This window comes from Methylobacterium crusticola (assembly GCF_003574465.1).
In the GTDB taxonomy this organism is placed as follows: Bacteria; Pseudomonadota; Alphaproteobacteria; order Rhizobiales; family Beijerinckiaceae; genus Methylobacterium; species Methylobacterium crusticola.
The window spans coordinates 17,376-35,026 of sequence record NZ_QOWC01000073.1 but is presented as its reverse complement, the minus strand read 5'-3'; the positions used below and the strand labels follow the sequence as shown (position 1 = coordinate 35,026).

Sequence of the window (17,651 nt, the reverse complement as noted above, 5' to 3'; positions counted from 1 at the left end):
GAGGCCTGGGCGCGCAGCTGGCTCGTCGCCGCGGTGATGCTGCTGAGCACGCCCCTGATCTCGTCGTCCGACTGGAAGCCCCCGGTGACCTGGGTGAGGCCGAGGCCGTCCGAGTCGAACTTGACACCCTTGATGTCGAGGCTCGACGAGCCCGTCTCGTTGAACGTGACGTGCAGGCTGTTCTCCTTCGGATCCGTCCCGTTGCGGTAGAGCAGGTTGATGCCGTTGTAGCTCGAGTCCTTGGCCTGCTGGGTGATCTGGTTCAGGATCTCGTTGAACTGCGACGCCAGCGACTGGCGCGTGGTGTTGATCGAGCCGGTGCTGTCCTTGCCGGTAGCGACCAGGGTCTGGGTGGTGTTGGTCGCGGTGCCGTTCACTGTCGAGGTCTGCTGGCCGAAGCCGACGTCGATGTTGTTGGAGGCGATCGCGCCCTGGGCCGCCGTGACGGTGATCTTCTGCGACGAGCCGCCGGCCGTCGAGCTGATCACCAGCTTGTTGTTCACGTCGATGCTCGCCTTCACCTGCCCGGCGAGCCCCGTGTCGGCGCCGATCTGCTTGTTGATCGCCGCCACCAGCTCCGCCCCGGTGGTCGCCGCCGCGCTCACCGCCGTCACGGTGGTCGAATCGAGCTTGATCGTCTTGGCCTGGCCGCCGCCGAGCTGGATGTTGAACGAGGCGTTGTTGCCAGAGGTGTTGAGGTCGACCGTGGTCAGCGCCTTCGCGCCGGTGAGCACCGCCTTGGCCGAGCCGTCCGTGGCGTCCGAGCCCGTCGCCGACAGGCCGGTCGCCGCCATGCCGGAGCCGGAGGTCTGGGTGCCGTTCGTCGCCGTGGTGGTGCCGAAGCCGACGTTGAGCGAGCCGCGGATGCCCGAGAGGTCGACCTTGCCGCCGGCGCCCGCCGTGCCGTTGGTGAAGACCAGGTTGTTCGAGCCGTCCTGGCTCGCGGTGATGTTCACCCCGGCGGCGGCGAGTTGCAGGTTGATGGCGTCGAGGACGTTCTGACGGGTCGCCGTGCCGCCGAGCTTGGTGCCGGCGACGTCGTAGGAGGTGTTCGCGTCGAGGTTCACGGTGACCGACTTCGAGCCGTCGCTGAGCGTGAACTTCGAGGAGCCGGCGGTGAAGTCGTTCGAGGCGCCGAGCGCCGCGCCGGCGGTCACGGTCGAGCCGGTGCTGACGGAGCCGGCCGCGAAGGTGCCGGTGCTGGTGGTGCCGGTGAACAGGCCGATCTTGGCGTCGCCGCCCTTGTCGATGACGCTCACGGCCGAGGACGGGCCGAGGTCCTGGCTGCTGAACGTCAGCCTGTTGCCGCTGTCGTAGCTCGCGGTGACGCCCGAGCCCGCGTCCGAGAGCTGCTTGTTGATCGCCGAGAGGATGTTGGCGCGGGTGGCGGTGGTGCCGAGCTGGCTGCCGGAGCTGTCGTAGGCCGTGTCCTGGTTGAGCTGGACGTCCACCGACTTCGCGCCGTCGTTGACCGTGAAGGTCGCGCTGGCCGAGGCCGACCGGCCGAGGGTCACCGTCGCGCCGACCGCGGTGCCGAGGGTGGTGGCGGCCGCGGTGGCGTTGGTGGCCTTGCCGTAGCCGATGTCGATGGTCGAGGAGGCCGAGCCCGCGATGCGCAGCTGCTGGCCGGCGCCGGCCGCGGTGGTGGAGAAGGAGAGGCGCCCGTCCGAGCCAACGGAGGCCGCGACCTGGCCCTTGAGGGCGGTGCTGTTGGCGATCTGGCTGTTGATGGCGGAGGCGACCTGGGCGGCCGTGACCTTGGTGAGGTCGGAGGCCGAGGTCTTCAGGGTCGAGGAGTCGAGGCGGATGGTGGTGGCGGTCTTGCCGCCGTCGAGCGAGATGTCGACCGAGCCGTCCTTGCTCAGCGACGAGAAGTCCTGGGTGCCGTCCTGGGTGCCGGCAAGGCCCTGGAAGGACCTGGAGCCGAACACCGTGGCGGCGGTGGCGGCCTGCCCGCTCGAGGTCGCGCTCTTGTCGGCGAGGGCCTGGTTGGCGGCGGACTTGGCCGAGTCCACGAACTTCTGGATCGTGGTGATGCCCTGGTTGGCGGCCTGGACGGTCTGGACGCCGTTCGAGATGCCGTCGAGCAGGTTGCTCAGGTCCGACGAGCGGGAGGTCAGGCTCTGCGAGGTGAAGAAGTTCGTCGGGTTGTCGAGGGCGGAATTGACCTTCTTGCCGGTCGACAGGCGGCTCTGCGTCGTCGAGAGCAGGCTCGCAGTGTCCTGCAGCGACAACAAGTTCTGACGCGTCGCCGCGGAAAGTGTGATGCTGGACGACATGGGTTACGATCCAATCGAATGAACTGCCATACACGTGGCGCACCTCAGTACGGCAGTCGAGTATTATCAACTTCATAAGACAAGGCGCGGCAATCGCGGCACTTGGAGGCGTTCTATCTCCAAAAAAGGCCGTTCCATCTCAAAGAACAATCATGTGACGTTGCGTTTCTAGAATATCGCATTCCGTCTCGTAAATGCGCCGGACCCTTGGGGTGCCGGCCGGCCGCATGCTACGCTACGTCAAGCGCGCGGGACCCGGGCGGCGGGGCCTCTTCCGCCGCCCGGGTCCCGCCCCCTCCCGCTTTCCGGACCGGGGAGAGGGCGCGACCAGGACAGCAGCGACGACCGGGCCCGATGCCGCCTCGACCAGGATGCGATCCGTCTCCCCCCGCGGCGGGTCCGCCGGGCCCGGCGCGCGAGCCCGCGGCGCCCGCGATCCCGCGCCACCGCTTCGCGCCGCCGAGCGATCCCGCGGCCCTCGGGCGCGCCTGGTGCGAGCACCTCGCGCCGATCTTCCAGGTCCGCCTCGACGGCGCCCCGCCCCGCACGCCCCCGGTCGCCATGACGACCTACCACCTCGGCGAGATCATCGTCGGCGAGGTCGCCTCGCCCGCCCAGCGGCTCGAGCGCTCCACCCGCATGATCGCCCGCCAGGGGCTCGACCACGTGCTCGTGTCCTTCCACGAGAGCGGCGGCAGCCGGGTGGATACCGGCCGGCGGCGCGTCGCGGTCGAGGGCCGCCAGGGCGTGGTGCTCGACCTGTCCCAGCCCGTCGTCATCGACGCCGACCCGGGCTCGGCCGCGACCCTCCTCATTCCCCGCCGGCTCGTCTCCGACGAGGTCGGCCTCGTCGAGACGCTGCACGGCCAGGTCTTCGCCTACGACGCCGACCCGGCAAAGCAGCTGCTCCACGCCTACCTGCGGGGCCTCCTCGCCTGCGGCCCGCGGCTGGAGCCGCACCACCTCCCGGGGGTCTCCCACGCGGCCTCCAAGCTGTGCGGCGCCTGCTTCCCGGCCGATGCGGGCGCCCGCGCCCCGGTCGACGGCGCGACGCACGTCGCCATCCGGCGGTTCATCCAGAGCGAGCTCACCAGCCTCACCCTGGGGACCGAGGCGATCACCCAGCGCTTCGGCCTGTCGCGGGCGACCCTGTACCGGCTCTTCGAGGAGGAGGGCGGCGTGATCAACTACATCCGCGACCGCCGCCTGATGCTCGCCATGCGGCTCCTGACCGAGGCCGGCGGCGCGCGCCGCCGCGTCGCGCAGGTCGCCTACGCGGCGGGGTTCGCGGACGAGAAGACGTTCAGCCGCGCCTTCAAGCGCCGCTTCGGGCTCCTCCCCCGCGAGGCGCGGGCCGACACGCCCCCGCGTCCCCCCGGCCCGGAGAAAGCCTCGGTCCTGATGGGCTGGATCCGGAGCCTCGCGGCCTGATCCGCCTCGCGGGCGCGGCGCCCCGCGCGGGCCGCCGCCGGGGTCCGGATCGACCGGGCGGGACTGCGCACGGGCGGGGTCGGCCGGGGCGGGGTCGCAGGCGGGCGGGATCTTGCCCTTCTGGCAGAACCTGCTATAGGCGCGCCTCGCGTTCGCTCCGGCCGGGGGCTGAACGGACGGTGCCGCCGCGGCGGCACAGGGGCCTCGGCCCCGTCGTCCCGTGTCTCCGCCTTCGAACAACCGCTCGGGCCTTTGCAGGCTCGAAGGGCTTGGCGCCGTGCGACGCGAGGACGAACCGGCCCGAAGCCAGAACCGCTCATCCGGGCGAATCCGGTCGCGGGCCCCATCCCAGAAAGGCCCATCATGGCTCTGTACGAGCATGTGTTCCTGGCCCGCCAGGACGTGACCTCGCAGCAGGTCGAGACGATGATCGAGTCCTACAAGGGCGTCATCGAGCAGAACGGCGGCAAGATCGAGAAGACCGAGATGTGGGGCGTGAAGTCCCTCGCCTACCGCATCCGGAAGAACCGCAAGGCCCATTTCACGCTCCTCAACATCGATGCGCCGCCGGCGGCCCTCGCCGAGATGGAGCGCCAGATGCGGATCTCGGAGGACGTGCTGCGCTTCCTGACCGTCCGGGTCGAGGCGCTGGAGGCCGAGCCCTCCGCGATGATGCAGAAGCGCGACCGCGACGAGCGCAAGGACCGCGAGCGCGGCCGGCGCCGGGACGACGACGGCTTCGGCGGCGGCTTCGGCGGCGACCGCGCCGAGCGCGGCGACCGCGGGGACAGGGGTGATCGCGGCGACCGGGGCGACCGGCCCGAGCGCGCCAGCACGAGCGAGGAGCAGTAAGTCATGGCATTCGGTGCTGGTGGCGGTGGCCGCCGTCCGTTCTTCCGTCGGCGCAAGACCTGCCCGTTCTCGGGCCCCAACGCCCCGAAGATCGACTACAAGGACGTCAAGCTGCTCTCCCGCTACGTCTCGGAGCGCGGCAAGATCGTTCCCTCCCGCATCACCGCGGTGTCGGCCAAGAAGCAGCGCGAGCTCGCCCAGGCGATCAAGCGCGCCCGCTTCCTGGGCTTCCTGCCCTACGTGATCCGCTAAGGCGCCCGGCCCGGCCGGGCGGACGCGGCGTGGAGCGTGCTCCACGCGTGACGAGGAACCCGGCGGCGCGCCGCCGGGGATCGTTGGGGCGGCCCTCGCCTCTAACCCCGCCCGTGGAGGGCGGCGGGACAGCGGAACGGACGGGATGGTTCAGCAATACGGCATCGGCATCGTCGCCGGCCTCGTCTCGGCGCTCCTCATCGGGGTGATCGTCAAGGCGACGCCGCTCGCGCTCGCGCTCTACCTCCTGGCGCCGCTGCCGATCCTGATCGTCGCCCTCGGCTGGAGCCACCGCGCCGGCCTCGTGGCCGCCGCGACCGGCACCCTCGTGCTGGCGCTCGCCTCCTCGCCCCTGCGGGGCCTCGCCTTCCTGGTCTCGACCGCCCTGCCGGCCTGGTGGCTCGGCTACCTGGCGCTGCTCGGGCGCCCGTCGGGCCTGCGCCCGGCCGCGGCCGGCGCTTCTCCCGGGGCGCTCGAATGGTACCCGGTCGGCCGCCTCCTGGCCTGGGTCGCCGTGACCGCCGCGGCGGCGCTGATCGTCGTGGTGATGCTGTCGTCGGGCGACCACGCCGCCTACCAGGACCGCATCCGCCGCCTCGCCCGGGCGATGCTCCAGCTCCAGCTCCAGGGGGCCGAGATCCGGGGCGGCTCCGTGCAGAGCGACGTCCTGCCCGAGGACGACCTCGCCCGCATCGCCGACCGGGTGGCCGACATCGCCCCCGCCATCATGGCGGTGACCTTCACGATCCTGCTCATCTTCTACCTCTGGGCCGCCGCCCGGATCGTGCAGGTGTCCGGGCGCCTGGTCCGGCCGTGGCCGGACCTGCCCGCCACCGCGATGCCGCGCCGCATCCTGTGGGGCCTCGCCCTCGGGGCCGGGCTGGCCCTCGGGCCGGCCTACGTGGGCACCTTCGGGATGGCGCTGCTCGGGGCGCTCGCCGCCGCCTTCGCGCTCCAGGGGCTCGCGGCGGTCCACGACCGCAGCCGCGGCCGGGCCGGCCGCACGCCCCTGCTGATCGGCCTCTACGTCGTGGTGTTCCTGACCCAGGGCTTCGCCCTCGCGGGCCTCAGCCTGTTCGGCCTCCTCGACACCCTGCTCGGGCGGCGCCGGGCAAAGGAGGTGCCGCCCTCCTGAGAGATCCATCCGGCCCCGCCCGGCAGCCCGCCGGAGGGGGGCCGCATGACCCCGGGGCCGCCGCCGGCGGCCCCGATCCACCACCGGCCGCCGCGAGGCGGCCAGACCCACCACCGGCCGCCGCGAGGTGGCCAGACTCACCGCCGCCAAGGCGGCTCCGACGACCTGCACGAGGAACGACGACGATGGAAGTGATCCTGCTCGAGCGCGTGGCCAAGCTCGGCCAGATGGGCGAGACCGTGAAGGTCCGCCCCGGCTTCGCCCGCAACTACCTGCTCGCCCGCGGCAAGGCCCTGCGCGCCACGGAGACGAACAAGAAGCGCTTCGAGGACCAGCGCGCCCAGCTCGAGGCCCGCAACCTGGAGCGCCGCAGCGACGCCCAGAAGGTCGCCGAGACCCTGGCCGGCAAGAGCTTCGTGCTGATCCGTCAGGCGGGCGAGACCGGTGTGCTGTACGGCTCGGTCTCCCCGCGCGACCTCGCCGACGTGGTGACGAGCGAGGGCTTCACGATCTCCCGCGACCAGTTCAGCCTCAACCAGCCGATCAAGACCCTCGGCCTCCACACGGTCCCGGTGGTGCTCCACCCCGAGGTCGAGGTGGCGGTCACCGTCAACGTCGCCCGCAGCCCGGAGGAGGCCGAGCGCCAGGCCCGCGGCGAGTCGACCACGACCCGCGAGGAGTTCAACCTCGACGACCTCGGCCTCGAGGTCGGCGCGGCGCTCGCCGAGGCCGGCCCGGACGCGGACGACCGCTGAGCCCCGGGGACAGCCGGGAGAGCGGGGACAACGCCGCCCTCCGGGCTTGACATGTTCTTATTTTGTTCCAGCATGACGAGGCCCGTTGCCGACGGCAGCGGGCCTCGCCGCGTTTCGGGCGGGGCCGGGCCGGGACGGCGTTTCCAGGACGGGGTGTCCAAGACGTCACAGGCGCCCCGGCGGTCAAGGTTTGGTCAAGGAAGCCGGTGCGATGGTCGCCGCAGCGGCTAGGATCGCGCCCTCGCGACGCCGCAACGAATCGGAGCCCGCCGGATGGCCATTCCCAGCACCCTGACGGCGAACCTCGAGGCCGTGCCGCAGGAATACCGCGTCGCGCCCCACAACATCGACGCCGAGCAGGCGCTCCTCGGCGCCATGCTGGTCAACAACGACGCCTACTACCGGGTCTCGGACTTCCTCCTGCCCGAGCACTTCATGGAGGAGGTGCACCGGCGCATCTACGAGGTCGCCATCAGCCTGATCAAGGCCGGCAAGCTCGCGAGCCCCATCACCCTGAAGACCTACCTCGGCGACGCCGACCTCGGCGGCCTCACGGTGAGCCAGTACCTCGCGCGGCTCGCCGCCGAGGCCACGACCGTGATCAACGCCGAGCATTACGGGCGCACGATCTACGACCTGGCCCTGCGCCGGCGCCTGATCACCATCGGGGAGGACCTCGTCAACGGCGCCTACGAGGCGCCGGTCGAGACCTCGCCCCGCGACCAGATCGAGGCGACGGAGCGGCGCCTGTACGAGCTCGCCGAGACCGGCAAGTACGACGGCGGCTTCCAAAAATTCTCGGACGCGCTGACCGCCGCGGTCGACATGGCGGCCAAGGCCTACCAGCGCGAGGGCCGGCTCTCGGGCATCGCCACCGGGCTGTCCGACCTCGACGCCAAGATGGGCGGCCTCCAGGCCTCCGACCTGATCATCCTGGCGGGCCGTCCCGGCATGGGCAAGACCTCGCTCGCCACCAACATCGCCTTCAACATCGCCAAGGCCTACGTCGGCGAGAAGCAGCCCGACGGCACCATCGCGACCAAGAACGGCGGCATCGTGGGCTTCTTCTCCCTCGAGATGTCGGCCGAGCAGCTCGCCACCCGCATCATCGCCGAGCAGTCGGGCGTGGCCTCCTACAAGATCCGCCGCGGCGACATCCGCCCGGAGGAGTTCTACAAGATCACCGACGCCGCCCGGGACATGCAGACGATCCCGTTCTACATCGACCAGACCGGCGGCATCTCGATCGCCCAGCTCGCCGCCCGGGCGCGCCGGCTCAAGCGCCAGCGCGGCCTCGACCTCCTGGTGGTCGACTACCTCCAGCTCCTCTCCGGCGCCTCCAAGAAGGGCGAGAACCGCGTGCAGGAGATGACCGAGATCACCACCGGCATGAAGGCGCTCGCCAAGGAGCTCGCCGTGCCGATCATCGCCCTGTCGCAGCTCTCGCGCCAGGTGGAGAACCGGGACGACAAGCGGCCCCAGCTCTCGGACCTGCGCGAATCGGGCTCGATCGAGCAGGACGCCGACGTGGTGATGTTCGTGTTCCGCGAGGAGTACTACGTCAAGAACAAGAAGCCGCGCGAGGGCACGGAGGAGTTCTTCACCTGGGAGGCGGAGATGAACCGCGTCTACGGCAAGGCCGAGGTGATCCTCGGCAAGCAGCGCCACGGCCCGACCGGCATGGTCGAGCTCCAGTTCGACGCCGAGATCACCCGCTTCTCGAACCTCGCCCAGAGCGACCGGCTGCCCGACCCGATGTGAGCGGGCGGGCCCTTCGGCCCCCCGCGCCCGCGGGGATACTTGGCCCCCCGCGCCCGCGGGGATAGACGGGGTGCCATGACCGATCTCAGCCGCACCCCCCACGGCGGCCGCCTCACCGTCGACCTCGGCGCCCTGGCGGCGAACTGGCGCCGGCTCGCCGCGGAGGCGGCCGGGGCCGAGACCGCCGCGGTGATCAAGGCCGACGCCTACGGCTGCGGCATCCCGGCCGCCGCCCCGGCCCTGCGGGCGGCCGGCTGCCGCACGTTCTTCGTCGCCCACCTGTCGGAGGCCGTGAGCGCCCGCGCGGCCCTGCCGCCGGACGCGGTGATCTACGTCCTCAACGGCTTCCCGCCGGGGAGCGCGGAGGCCTATCGCGGCGCCGACCTCCGGCCGGTGCTGGGATCGCGCGACGAGGTCGCCGAGTGGGCGGCGGCGAACCGGGCCGGGCGCCGGCCGGCCGCGCTCCACGTCGATACCGGGATGAACCGCCTCGGGCTGTCCGTGCCGGAGGCGATGGCGCTCGCGGGCGATCCCGTCCTGGCGGACGTCGCCCCGAGCCTCGTGATGAGCCATCTCGTCAGCGCCGAGGTGCCGGACGACCCCCTCACCGCCCGCCAGGTCGGGGATTTCGCGCGGGTGCGCGCCGCCTATCCGGGGGTGGCGGCCTCCCTCGCCAACTCGGCCGGCGTCTTCCTGGGGAGGGGGCCCCGCCACGACCTCGTGCGGCCGGGCTACGCCCTCTACGGCGGCAACCCGACGCCCGGGCGCCCGAGCCCGATGCGCCCGGTGGTGCGGCTCGAGGCCGAGATCGCGCAGGTGCGCGAGGTCGCCCCGGGCGAGAGCGCCGGCTACAACGCCCGCTGGACCGCGCCCTCGCGGCGGCGCCTCGCCACCCTGTCGCTCGGCTACGCGGACGGCTTCCCGCGCTCCGCCTCCGGCCGGGGCGAGGCCCGCGTCGGGGGCGTGGCCTGCCCCTTCGTCGGCACGGTCTCGATGGACCTGATCATCCTCGACGTCACCGACGCCCCCGCCGAGGCGGCGCGGCGGGGCGCGCCCGCGCTCCTCATCGGGGACGCCCTCGACGTCGACGCGGTGGGGCGGAACGCGGGCACCATCGGGTACGAGATCCTGACGGGCCTGGGGCGGCGCTACGCCCGGGAATATCGCGGCGGCTGAGGGCCCGCCCGGCGCCCCGTTGCAACCGGGGCGGGGTCGGGACCATATCGGGAACATCCCGGCATTCCGGGCCCCGCACGCCCCGCCCACGATCCGGCACCGCGAGACCCGGCACGCCCCATGGCAAAGCACAACCAGACCTTCGCCTGCCAGTCCTGCGGCGCCGTCTACAACCGCTGGCGCGGGCGCTGCGAGGCCTGCAACGGCTGGAACACGATCGTGGAGGAGACCGGCGCGGCGAGCCCGGTCTCCGGCCCGGTGGCGACCCGCCCGAGCCGGGCCAGGGGCCGGGTCTTTCCCCTCGAGGGGCTGTCGGGCGAGGCCAAGGAGGCGCCCCGGACCTCGTCGGGCATCGCCGAGCTCGACCGGGTCACGGGCGGCGGCTTCGTGCGCGGCTCGGTCATCCTCCTCGGCGGCGATCCCGGCATCGGCAAGTCGACGCTGCTGATGCAGGCCTCCGCGGCCCTGGCGGCCCGGGGCGAGCGCGTCGCCTACATCTCGGGCGAGGAGGCGGTCGGGCAGGTGCGGCTGCGGGCCGAGCGCCTCGGCCTCTCGGGGGCGCCCGTGGAACTCGCGGCCGAGACCAACGTCGAGGACATCGTGGCGACCCTGACGCAGGGCCGCCCGCCGGCCCTCGCCATCATCGACTCGATCCAGACCATGTGGACCGAGACGGTGGAATCGGCCCCCGGCACCGTCACGCAGGTGCGCGGCTCGGCCCAGAGCCTGATCCGCTTCGCCAAGACGTCGGGCACCGCCGTGATCCTGGTCGGCCACGTCACCAAGGACGGGCAGATCGCCGGCCCCCGCGTGGTCGAGCACATGGTCGACGCGGTCGCCTCCTTCGAGGGCGACCAGGGCCACCATTTCCGCATCCTGCGGGCGGTGAAGAACCGCTTCGGGCCGACCGACGAGATCGGGGTGTTCGAGATGACGGACGGGGGCCTGGCCGAGGTCCCCAACCCCTCGGCCCTGTTCCTGGCCGGCCGCGACCTCGCGGCCCCCGGCACGGCGGTCTTCGCCGGGATGGAGGGCACGCGCCCGCTCCTGGTCGAGATCCAGGCCCTGGTGGCGCCCTCGGCGCTCGGCATGCCGCGCCGGGCGGTCGTCGGCTGGGATCCCAACCGCCTCTCCATGGTGCTGGCCGTGCTGGAGGCCCACGGCGGCATCCGGCTCGGGGGCCACGACGTCTACCTCAACGTCGCCGGGGGCCTGCGCATCGGCGAGCCCGCCGCCGACCTCGCGGTCGCGGCGGCCCTCGTCTCGTCGCTCTCGGGCGCGCCCCTGCCCTCCGACGCGGTCTATTTCGGCGAGGTCGGCCTCTCGGGGGCGATCCGCCCGGTGGCCCAGGCGCCCGCCCGGCTGAAGGAGGCCCAGAAGCTCGGCTTCGCCCGGGCGCTGATGCCGCACGGGCGCGGCGAGGCGCCGGAGCGCGGCTTCCCGGCCGAGTCCCTGCGCCACATCGCCGACCTCGTGGCCGGGGTCGCGGCCGGCAAGGCGGCGCCGCGCGGGGGCAGGCGCCCGCCCGTGCCGGCCTACGACCCCGAGGAGTGACGGGGGGCGCGATCCGGGAGGGGCGTCAGCGCCGCGGGGCCCGCGGCGGCGCGGCGGCGGGCGTGCCGCTCAGGAGCGCCGCCAGGCGCTCGGAATCGAAGGCCGGCTCGCGCCGGACCTCCGCCCTGGCGGCAGCGTCCGCCCTGGCGGCGGCGTCCGCCCTGGCGGCCGGCGCGGCGGGCCTGGCCCTCGGGGTGATCGAGCCGGTCGTGACGGGCTCGTCGGGCACGGGGGCCGGGCGCGGCGCGGCCGCGACGCGCACGGGCGGGGGCGGCGCCTTGTCGATCTGGATCGCGCAGACGGCGCAGACCGCGGCGGCGCCGAAGATCGAGGTCGCCGCCACGGCGAGGTTGAGACGGAGGGACACGGCTTGCACCCGGGTGTTGACGCCGGATCGTACGCGACGACGCCTTAAGATCCGGTCGCCGGCCGGGCGCGGGCGCGCGGATTCTAGTAGCCGCGCGCGACGTCGACGCTCCGGGGCGGGCGCCCCGTCCGGCGATAGGCCCGGATGTTGGCCGCGACGACCGCCGCGGCGGTGTCGAGGTCGGTCGGCGCGGAGATGTGCGGCAGCACCGTCACGCGCGGATGGCGCCAGAAGGGCGAGCCGGGCGGCAGCGGCTCCTCGTCGAACACGTCGAGGACCGCGTGCGACAGGCGCCCGCCGTCGAGGGCCTCGAGGAGGTCCCGCGCCACCACGATCGGCCCGCGCGCGAAGTTGATCAGCGCCGCGCCCGGCTTCATGGCGGCCAGGCGGGCGCCGTTCAGGAGGCCGCGCGTGCGCGCCGTCAGCGGCAGGAGGCAGACCACGATGTCGCTGCGACCCAGCACGGCGGCGAGGCCCTCCTCGCCCGCGACCGTCTCGACGCCCGGCAGCGCCTTGGCGGACCGGCTCCAGCCCAGGACCCTGAACCCGGCCTGCCCGAGGCGCTCCGCCGCGACGGTCCCGAGGGCGCCGAGCCCCAGAAGCCCCACCGTCATCCCGGAGGGCTTGCGGTAGTCGCGCTGGCGCCAGGTCTCCTCCCGCTGCTGGGCCGCGTAGGCCGGCATGTCGCGCTGGAGGTAGTAGGTCCAGGCGAGGACCGCCTCGGCCATGGTCCGGGCGAGCTCGGGATCCACCAGGCGCACGACCGGCGGCGCCCCGGCGCCGAGCTCCGCCATCAGCCGCTCGACGCCGGCCCACAGGCTCTGCACCCAGGCGAGGTTCGGGAGCGCCGCGACGTCGGCGGGATCGGGGTTGGCCACGACCGCGATCGCGGCGGCGGCGCGCTGCGCCGGGCTCAGGTCGCGGAAGCGCACGAGCGTCTCGTCGGGCATGGCGGCCGCGAGCGCCGACAGGTAGGCGGCCTCCTGCTCGGGGTCGATCTTGCAGACCAGGGCCACCACGTCGGACATCCCGGAACCCTCCCACCGCGCGCCGTCGCCGGCCCGTCCCGCCTTTAAGGCCTGGCGGGCGCCGATTGAAGCGCCGGTCTCGGGCTCCGGCGCGCGCCCTCAGCGGAGCGCCCGCGCGGCCGCCTCGATCTCGGCCTGGTCCTGGAACCGGTCGGCGATGCGGGGATGGACCCGCCCTCCGTCCGCCGCCTCGATGGCGATCAGGACCTCGTCGGGCCCCGGCGCATCGGCGACCTGGAAGGTCGCCGTGATGAAGTGCGAGCGCTTCCCCGTCTCCGACTTGTGAATCATCGGGAGCGACAGGAGGGCGCCCGGCGCGACGCGCGTGTTGGTGAAGCTCAGGAACGCCGTGCCCCCGGCCGCCTCGCGGTACAGGTTGCCGAAGCGCAGCGTGTGGATCAGGGCGGAGCCGTGCTCGATCTCGCCGCCGACGCCGACGGCGGCGGCCTTGCCGTAGGCCTCGATCCGCTCGGCCGGCATGACCATGAGGAGGCGGCGCGTCATCGCCGCACCGAGGAGAGGGGCGAGCCGCAGGATCCCGGGCCGCAGGTCCTCGACGAAGCCCTGGCCGGCCCAGGGGTTCCGCAGGATGGCGGCGACCACCACCATGGTGACCGGCCGCTCCGCCGCCCGGCCGCCCTCGACGTGGGTCTCCTCGACGAAGGTCGCGATCTTGCGAAGTCCGGTATCCATCTCGGCGGCCCATGGTGCGGAAGGCGGAAGGCCCCGACGCTAGCGGTCCCGGCCCGCGCGCGGCTTCCGCCGATCCGCCGGAAGGAAATGCACCCCGGCGCTCGGGGACGCGGTAACCTGGCGGCCGGAGGTGGTCGAGGATGGCGGATCAGGCTTCGTGGCTGCGGTCGCTGCGCGACGTCGCGAGCCGCATCAGCTCCGACGCGGATCTCGACGCGCTGCTGCGCGACCTGATCCGCTCGGCCTGCGAGCACGGCGCCTGGGACCTCGGCTCGATCATGGCGGTGGACGCCGCCGGCGGCTACGCCCACGTGATGGCGCGCCACGATTCCGCCCTGCTGCGGCGCCGGCTCGAGGACCGGTGGGCGCTGGCGACGAGCCCCGCCCTGGTGGCGCTCCGGCGCGGCGAGCCGGTCTACATCCGCGACGCGCGCGAGAGCGAGGCGTTTCCCGGCTACCGGCGCGAGGCCTTCGAGCGCGACTACCGCACCGTCCTCGTCATCCCCATGGCCTGCACGGACGCCGAGGGGCACCCCCTGGTGCTGGTCGTGGTCTCGCGCGCCGTCAGGGAGGTCTCGGGGGACGACCTCGCCTTCATGGGCATGATCGTGCATCTCGGCGCCATCGCGATCGAGCGCGGGCACCGCCACCGCGCGCAGGCCGCCGCCGCGGAGCAGTTGCGCCGGGCGCTCCTCGCCCAGGGATCGCTCCTGCGGGAGGTGCTCGCGGGCGGCTCGACCGCGGCGCTCGCCGGCCGGCTGAGCGACCTCCTGAAGGCCCCGGTGCTCGTCGTCGACTTCTTCGCCAGCAGCCTCCTGGCGACGGGCTCGCCGGTGCCCGAGGCCTACGACGACGACGCCTGGCGGCGGGCGCTCGACGGCCCCCTCGGCCGCCGGATCCTCCGCGAGGTCCGGGGAGCGGTGGCGCAGCCGCACGGCGGGACGGTCGCCCTGCGGCTGACCGACGGGCCCGCGCCGCCGCTGAGCGCGCGGGTCGAGGCGCTGATGGTCGACAGCGACGCCGTCGGGGCCCTGCTGACCTTCGGCGGCGAGGAGGCCGGAGACCTCCGGAACCTGATGCGCGACAGCGCGAAGCTCGCCCTCGGCGTCCAGATGATGCGCAGCGTCCTGCGCTTCCGCTTCGAGACCCGGACCCTGACCGAGCTGTTCTTCGAGATCGTCGAGCGCCGCTGGCGGGACCCGGAGGACGTCGCCGACCGGGCCCGCCGCCTGGGCCTCTCGCTCGCGACGCCCGCCCGGATGCTGGTGGTCGACTTCCCCGAGCAGGCGAGCCGGCCGCCGGCCCGCCCCGCCGACCACGCGGTGGACGGCCACCACGCCGTCGCGCTCCTGGCCCGCCAGCTCGGGCTTCCCGCCCACGTCGTCGCCATCGGCGGCGGCCTCGTCTGCCTGCTGCCGCAGGAGGGCGAGGGGCGCCCGCCGCCCGAGGAGGAGGGGCACCTCCCGGAGGAGGGCCGGCGGCGCTCTCTCGCGGAGGACCGGCCCCGCTCGCCGCGGGAGGGCCGGCGCCGCCCTCCGCAGGAGGGCCGGCGCCGCCCTCCGCAGGAGGGCGGCCGGGAGCCGGAGCGGATCGCCCGCTTCGCGCGCCGCGTCGCCGAGACGCTGCGCCACTCCTTCGACCGGGAGCCCATCGTGGTGCTCGGCGGCGACTGCGAGGGGCTCGACGCCTACGCCAGGGAGTGGGAGCGCTGCTGGCGGATGATCCGGATCGCCCGCGCCTTCGGCCGGAGCGGCGCCCTGTCGGCCCCCGATTTCGGCCCGCTGCCGATGCTGATCGGGGCCGCCGACTCGGCCGACGTGCGCCGCTTCATCGACGGCGCCATCGGCCGGGTCGTCGCCCACGACCGGGACAACGGCACGCCCTACCTCGAGACCCTGGCGGCCTACCTGCGGGCGGGCTGCCGCAGCCAGCCCTGCGCCGACGCCATGGGCCTGCACGTCACGACGCTGCGCTACCGCCTCTCGCGCATCGGCGACCTCTTCGGCATCGACGTCGACACGCCCGAGCGCCGCTTCGCCGTCGAGCTCGCCCTCCAGCTCCACGGCCTGATCGAGAACAGCCTGCCGTCGCCGGGCTGATCCCCGGCCTCCGTCGGACCGCCGGAACGGCCCGGCCGCCACCTCCTGCGGTTCGGAGGAAGAACCGGGTGCCGGGGCCTCGTAGCCTCCCCGTCGCGATCACGCTCCCTCGAGGTACGGCGCATGCTGGCCACGGCACCCGCCACGGCGGCTCCCATCGACCCGGTCGCCCTGCGGCGGGCGTTCGGCACCTTCGTGACCGGCGTGACGGTGATCACCACGCGCGACGCCGACGGCCGCCCGCGCGGGATGACGGCGAACTCGTTCACCTCGGTGTCCCTCGATCCGCCGCTGCTCCTCGTCTGCGTCGGCAAGGGGGCGTCGAGCTTCCCGGCCTTCCAGGCCGCCGACGCCTTCGCGGTCAACCTGCTGCACGAGGCGCAGGCGGACGTCTCCGGCCTGTTCGCCTCCAAGGCCGCCGACAAGTTCTCGGCCGTCGGCCACGACCGGGCCCACACGGGCGCGCCGGTGCTGACGGACTGCCTGACCTGGTTCGACTGCAGCGTCCACGACCGCGTCGACGCCGGCGACCACGCCATCCTGATCGGCCGTGTCCGGGCCTTCGGCACGAGCCCGTCGGCGCCCCTCGGCTTCTGCCGCGGGCGCTACGCCGCCGTGAAGGACCCGCCGCCCCCGGATTGGCTCGCCTCCCTCGGCATGATCGTCGGCTACCTCGTCGAGGCGGAGGGCAGCCTCCTCCTGTGCCGGGACCGCGAGGGCGGCTGGGGGCTGCCCCGCGCGCCCCGCCGCATCGCCGAGGGGCGGCTTCCCGTCGCGGGCGGCGGCTCCCTGGCGCTCGTGCCCGACGACACCTTCCTGTACTCCGTCTTCGACGTCGCCGACGGCGACCCGGGCTACCTCATCTACCGGGCCCGGCTGGCGCAGCCGCCCCCGCGCGCCAGCCTGCCCGAGGGCCTGCGCTTCTTCCCCCTCGACCGGCTCCCGTACGACGAGATCCCCACCCAGGAGGTCCGCGCGATGCTGCGCCGCTACGTGCGGGAGGCCGCCGGGGGACGCTTCGGGATCTACGTGGATTCCCACGAGGGCGGCCGCGTCGCGATGGTGGGCGATCCCGAGCCCTGGTCGCGTCAGCCGCAGCCCTGAAGGCGGGACCCTGCGACGGCGGCCGAGCGCCGGCGGGGCTCGCGACGGACGACACCACGCACCGGGAGGCTTCCCCCATGAAGTTCGCCGTCTCGCTCAGCATGGAGCGGTTCTCGCCGCAGGACTCGATGGCGGAGGCGATGGCGAACATGCTCGCCCTCGCGCGCCTGGCCGACGCGGGCGGCTTCGAGACGCTCTGGACCTCCGAGCACCACACCATCGAGTGCACGATCGCGCCGAACCCCTTCACGATCCTGACCTGGCTCGCCCAGCACACCGAGCGCCTGCGGCTCGGGACGGCGACGATCGTCGCCCCCTACTGGTCGCCGATCCGCCTCGCCGGGGAGGCGGCGCTGTGCGACCACCTGACGGGGGGACGGCTCGAGTTCGGCATCGCGCGCGGCGCCTACCAGTACGAGTTCGACCGCATGGCCGGCGGCATGCCCCAGCAGGAGGGCGTCGCCTACATGAAGGAGCTGGTGCCGGCGGTGCAGAAGCTCTGGGCGGGCGACTACGCCCATGACGGGCATTACTGGCAGTTCCCGCTCGCCACCGCGGTGCCCAAGCCGCGCCAGCAGCCCCACCCCCCGATCTGGGTCGCGGCCCGCGATCCCGGCACCTTCGACTGGGCGGTCGGCATCGGCGCCAGCATCCTGTCGACGCCGCTCGCCGCGCCGCCCGCCGAGGTCGCCGTCCTGGGGGAGAAGTTCCGCAAGGCGGTGGCCGACCATCCCGGGCGGCGCCCCCGCTTCATGATGCAGCGGCGCACCTGCGTGTACGACCGGCCGGACGAGTGGGAGGTCGCGGTCCGCCACAGCCTCGATCACGGCCGCACCTTCGAGAACCTGTTCCAGAACATCGGCACCGTGACGAACGGGTTCCCGGAGGCGGTCCCCTTCGAGACCGTGGCGAACCGCGCCAACTACGATCCCGCCAGCGTCCGGGCCAACCTGATGTTCGGCACGCCCGACGAGGTCATCGAGAAGCTGCAGCTCTACGAGGACCAGGGCGTCGACCAGTACTGCCTCGGGCTGTCGTTCAACCTGCCGTTCGCGCTCCAGCAGAAGACCCTGCGGCTCTTCATCGACGAGGTGATCCCGCATTTCGAGGCCCGGGCGCGCGACCGGTCCCGCGCGCCGCGCCTCGCCGCGGCGGGGCGCTGAGG

At 73.5% G+C, this 17,651-nt stretch carries 15 protein-coding genes; 11 read left to right on the top strand and 4 right to left on the bottom strand.

Features of this window, described 5'->3' with window-relative positions; all coding sequences use genetic code 11:
* Positions 1-2,279, bottom strand: a 2,279-nt coding sequence (locus tag DT057_RS20590; protein ID WP_128563977.1) for a flagellin N-terminal helical domain-containing protein, incomplete at its 3' end; no start/stop codon positions are given.
* A 354-nt stretch (positions 2,280-2,633) separates the two neighbouring features.
* Between DT057_RS20590 and DT057_RS20585 the strand changes: the two genes are divergently transcribed.
* The 8 genes from DT057_RS20585 to radA all read left to right on the top strand — a co-directional run bounded on the left by DT057_RS20585 (position 2,634) and on the right by radA (position 11,195).
* A complete protein-coding gene (locus DT057_RS20585; RefSeq protein ID WP_128563976.1) occupies positions 2,634-3,710 on the top strand; it encodes an AraC family transcriptional regulator in 1,077 nt (358 codons plus the stop codon).
* A gap of 363 nt (positions 3,711-4,073) precedes the next feature.
* Entirely contained in the window at positions 4,074-4,562 is a 489-nt protein-coding gene (rpsF, locus tag DT057_RS20580; RefSeq protein ID WP_128563975.1) for a 30S ribosomal protein S6, read from the top strand.
* A 3-nt stretch (positions 4,563-4,565) separates the two neighbouring features.
* A complete protein-coding gene (gene rpsR, locus DT057_RS20575; RefSeq protein WP_015931139.1) occupies positions 4,566-4,814 on the top strand; it encodes a 30S ribosomal protein S18 in 249 nt (82 codons plus the stop codon).
* Between the two features lie 145 nt (positions 4,815-4,959).
* Positions 4,960-5,949: a DUF2232 domain-containing protein gene (locus DT057_RS20570; RefSeq protein WP_128563974.1), complete on the top strand. Its 990-nt coding sequence runs from the start codon at positions 4,960-4,962 to the stop codon at positions 5,947-5,949.
* Between the two features lie 185 nt (positions 5,950-6,134).
* Positions 6,135-6,704 (top strand): 50S ribosomal protein L9, encoded by a 570-nt coding sequence (gene rplI, locus DT057_RS20565; RefSeq protein WP_128563973.1) that lies wholly within the window; start codon positions 6,135-6,137, stop codon positions 6,702-6,704.
* 273 nt (positions 6,705-6,977) lie between these two features.
* Complete coding sequence (locus tag DT057_RS20560; protein ID WP_128563972.1) at positions 6,978-8,465, top strand: replicative DNA helicase; 1,488 nt, start codon at positions 6,978-6,980, stop codon at positions 8,463-8,465.
* 75 nt (positions 8,466-8,540) lie between these two features.
* Complete coding sequence (gene alr, locus DT057_RS20555; RefSeq protein WP_128563971.1) at positions 8,541-9,641, top strand: alanine racemase; 1,101 nt, start codon at positions 8,541-8,543, stop codon at positions 9,639-9,641.
* 120 nt (positions 9,642-9,761) lie between these two features.
* Complete coding sequence (radA, locus tag DT057_RS20550) at positions 9,762-11,195, top strand: DNA repair protein RadA (RefSeq protein ID WP_128563970.1); 1,434 nt, start codon at positions 9,762-9,764, stop codon at positions 11,193-11,195.
* A gap of 25 nt (positions 11,196-11,220) precedes the next feature.
* Here radA and DT057_RS20545 read toward each other — a convergent pair whose 3' ends face one another.
* The 3 genes from DT057_RS20545 to DT057_RS20535 form a co-directional block, all read right to left on the bottom strand.
* Positions 11,221-11,562, bottom strand: a complete 342-nt coding sequence (locus DT057_RS20545) for a hypothetical protein (protein WP_128563969.1) — start codon at positions 11,560-11,562, stop codon at positions 11,221-11,223.
* Positions 11,563-11,645: 83 nt separating this feature from the next.
* A complete protein-coding gene (locus DT057_RS20540) occupies positions 11,646-12,590 on the bottom strand; it encodes a 2-hydroxyacid dehydrogenase (protein WP_128563968.1) in 945 nt (314 codons plus the stop codon).
* Between the two features lie 99 nt (positions 12,591-12,689).
* Positions 12,690-13,283, bottom strand: coding sequence for an amino acid synthesis family protein (locus tag DT057_RS20535; RefSeq protein ID WP_128563967.1), 594 nt, complete (start codon positions 13,281-13,283; stop codon positions 12,690-12,692).
* 140 nt (positions 13,284-13,423) lie between these two features.
* On the opposite strand from DT057_RS20535, the gene DT057_RS20530 reads away from it, so the two are divergent.
* The 3 genes from DT057_RS20530 (at position 13,424) to DT057_RS20515 (ending at position 17,649) form a co-directional block, all read left to right on the top strand.
* On the top strand, positions 13,424-15,382 hold the full coding sequence (locus DT057_RS20530) for a helix-turn-helix domain-containing protein (protein WP_162501455.1): 1,959 nt from the start codon (positions 13,424-13,426) through the stop codon (positions 15,380-15,382).
* Between the two features lie 123 nt (positions 15,383-15,505).
* Positions 15,506-16,486, top strand: coding sequence for a flavin reductase (locus DT057_RS20520; RefSeq protein ID WP_128563966.1), 981 nt, complete (start codon positions 15,506-15,508; stop codon positions 16,484-16,486).
* A 77-nt stretch (positions 16,487-16,563) separates the two neighbouring features.
* The gene (locus tag DT057_RS20515) at positions 16,564-17,649 is read left to right on the top strand and encodes an LLM class flavin-dependent oxidoreductase (RefSeq protein WP_128563965.1); all 1,086 of its coding nucleotides are present in this window, start codon (positions 16,564-16,566) and stop codon (positions 17,647-17,649) included.
* The last annotated feature ends 2 nt before the right edge of the window (positions 17,650-17,651 follow it).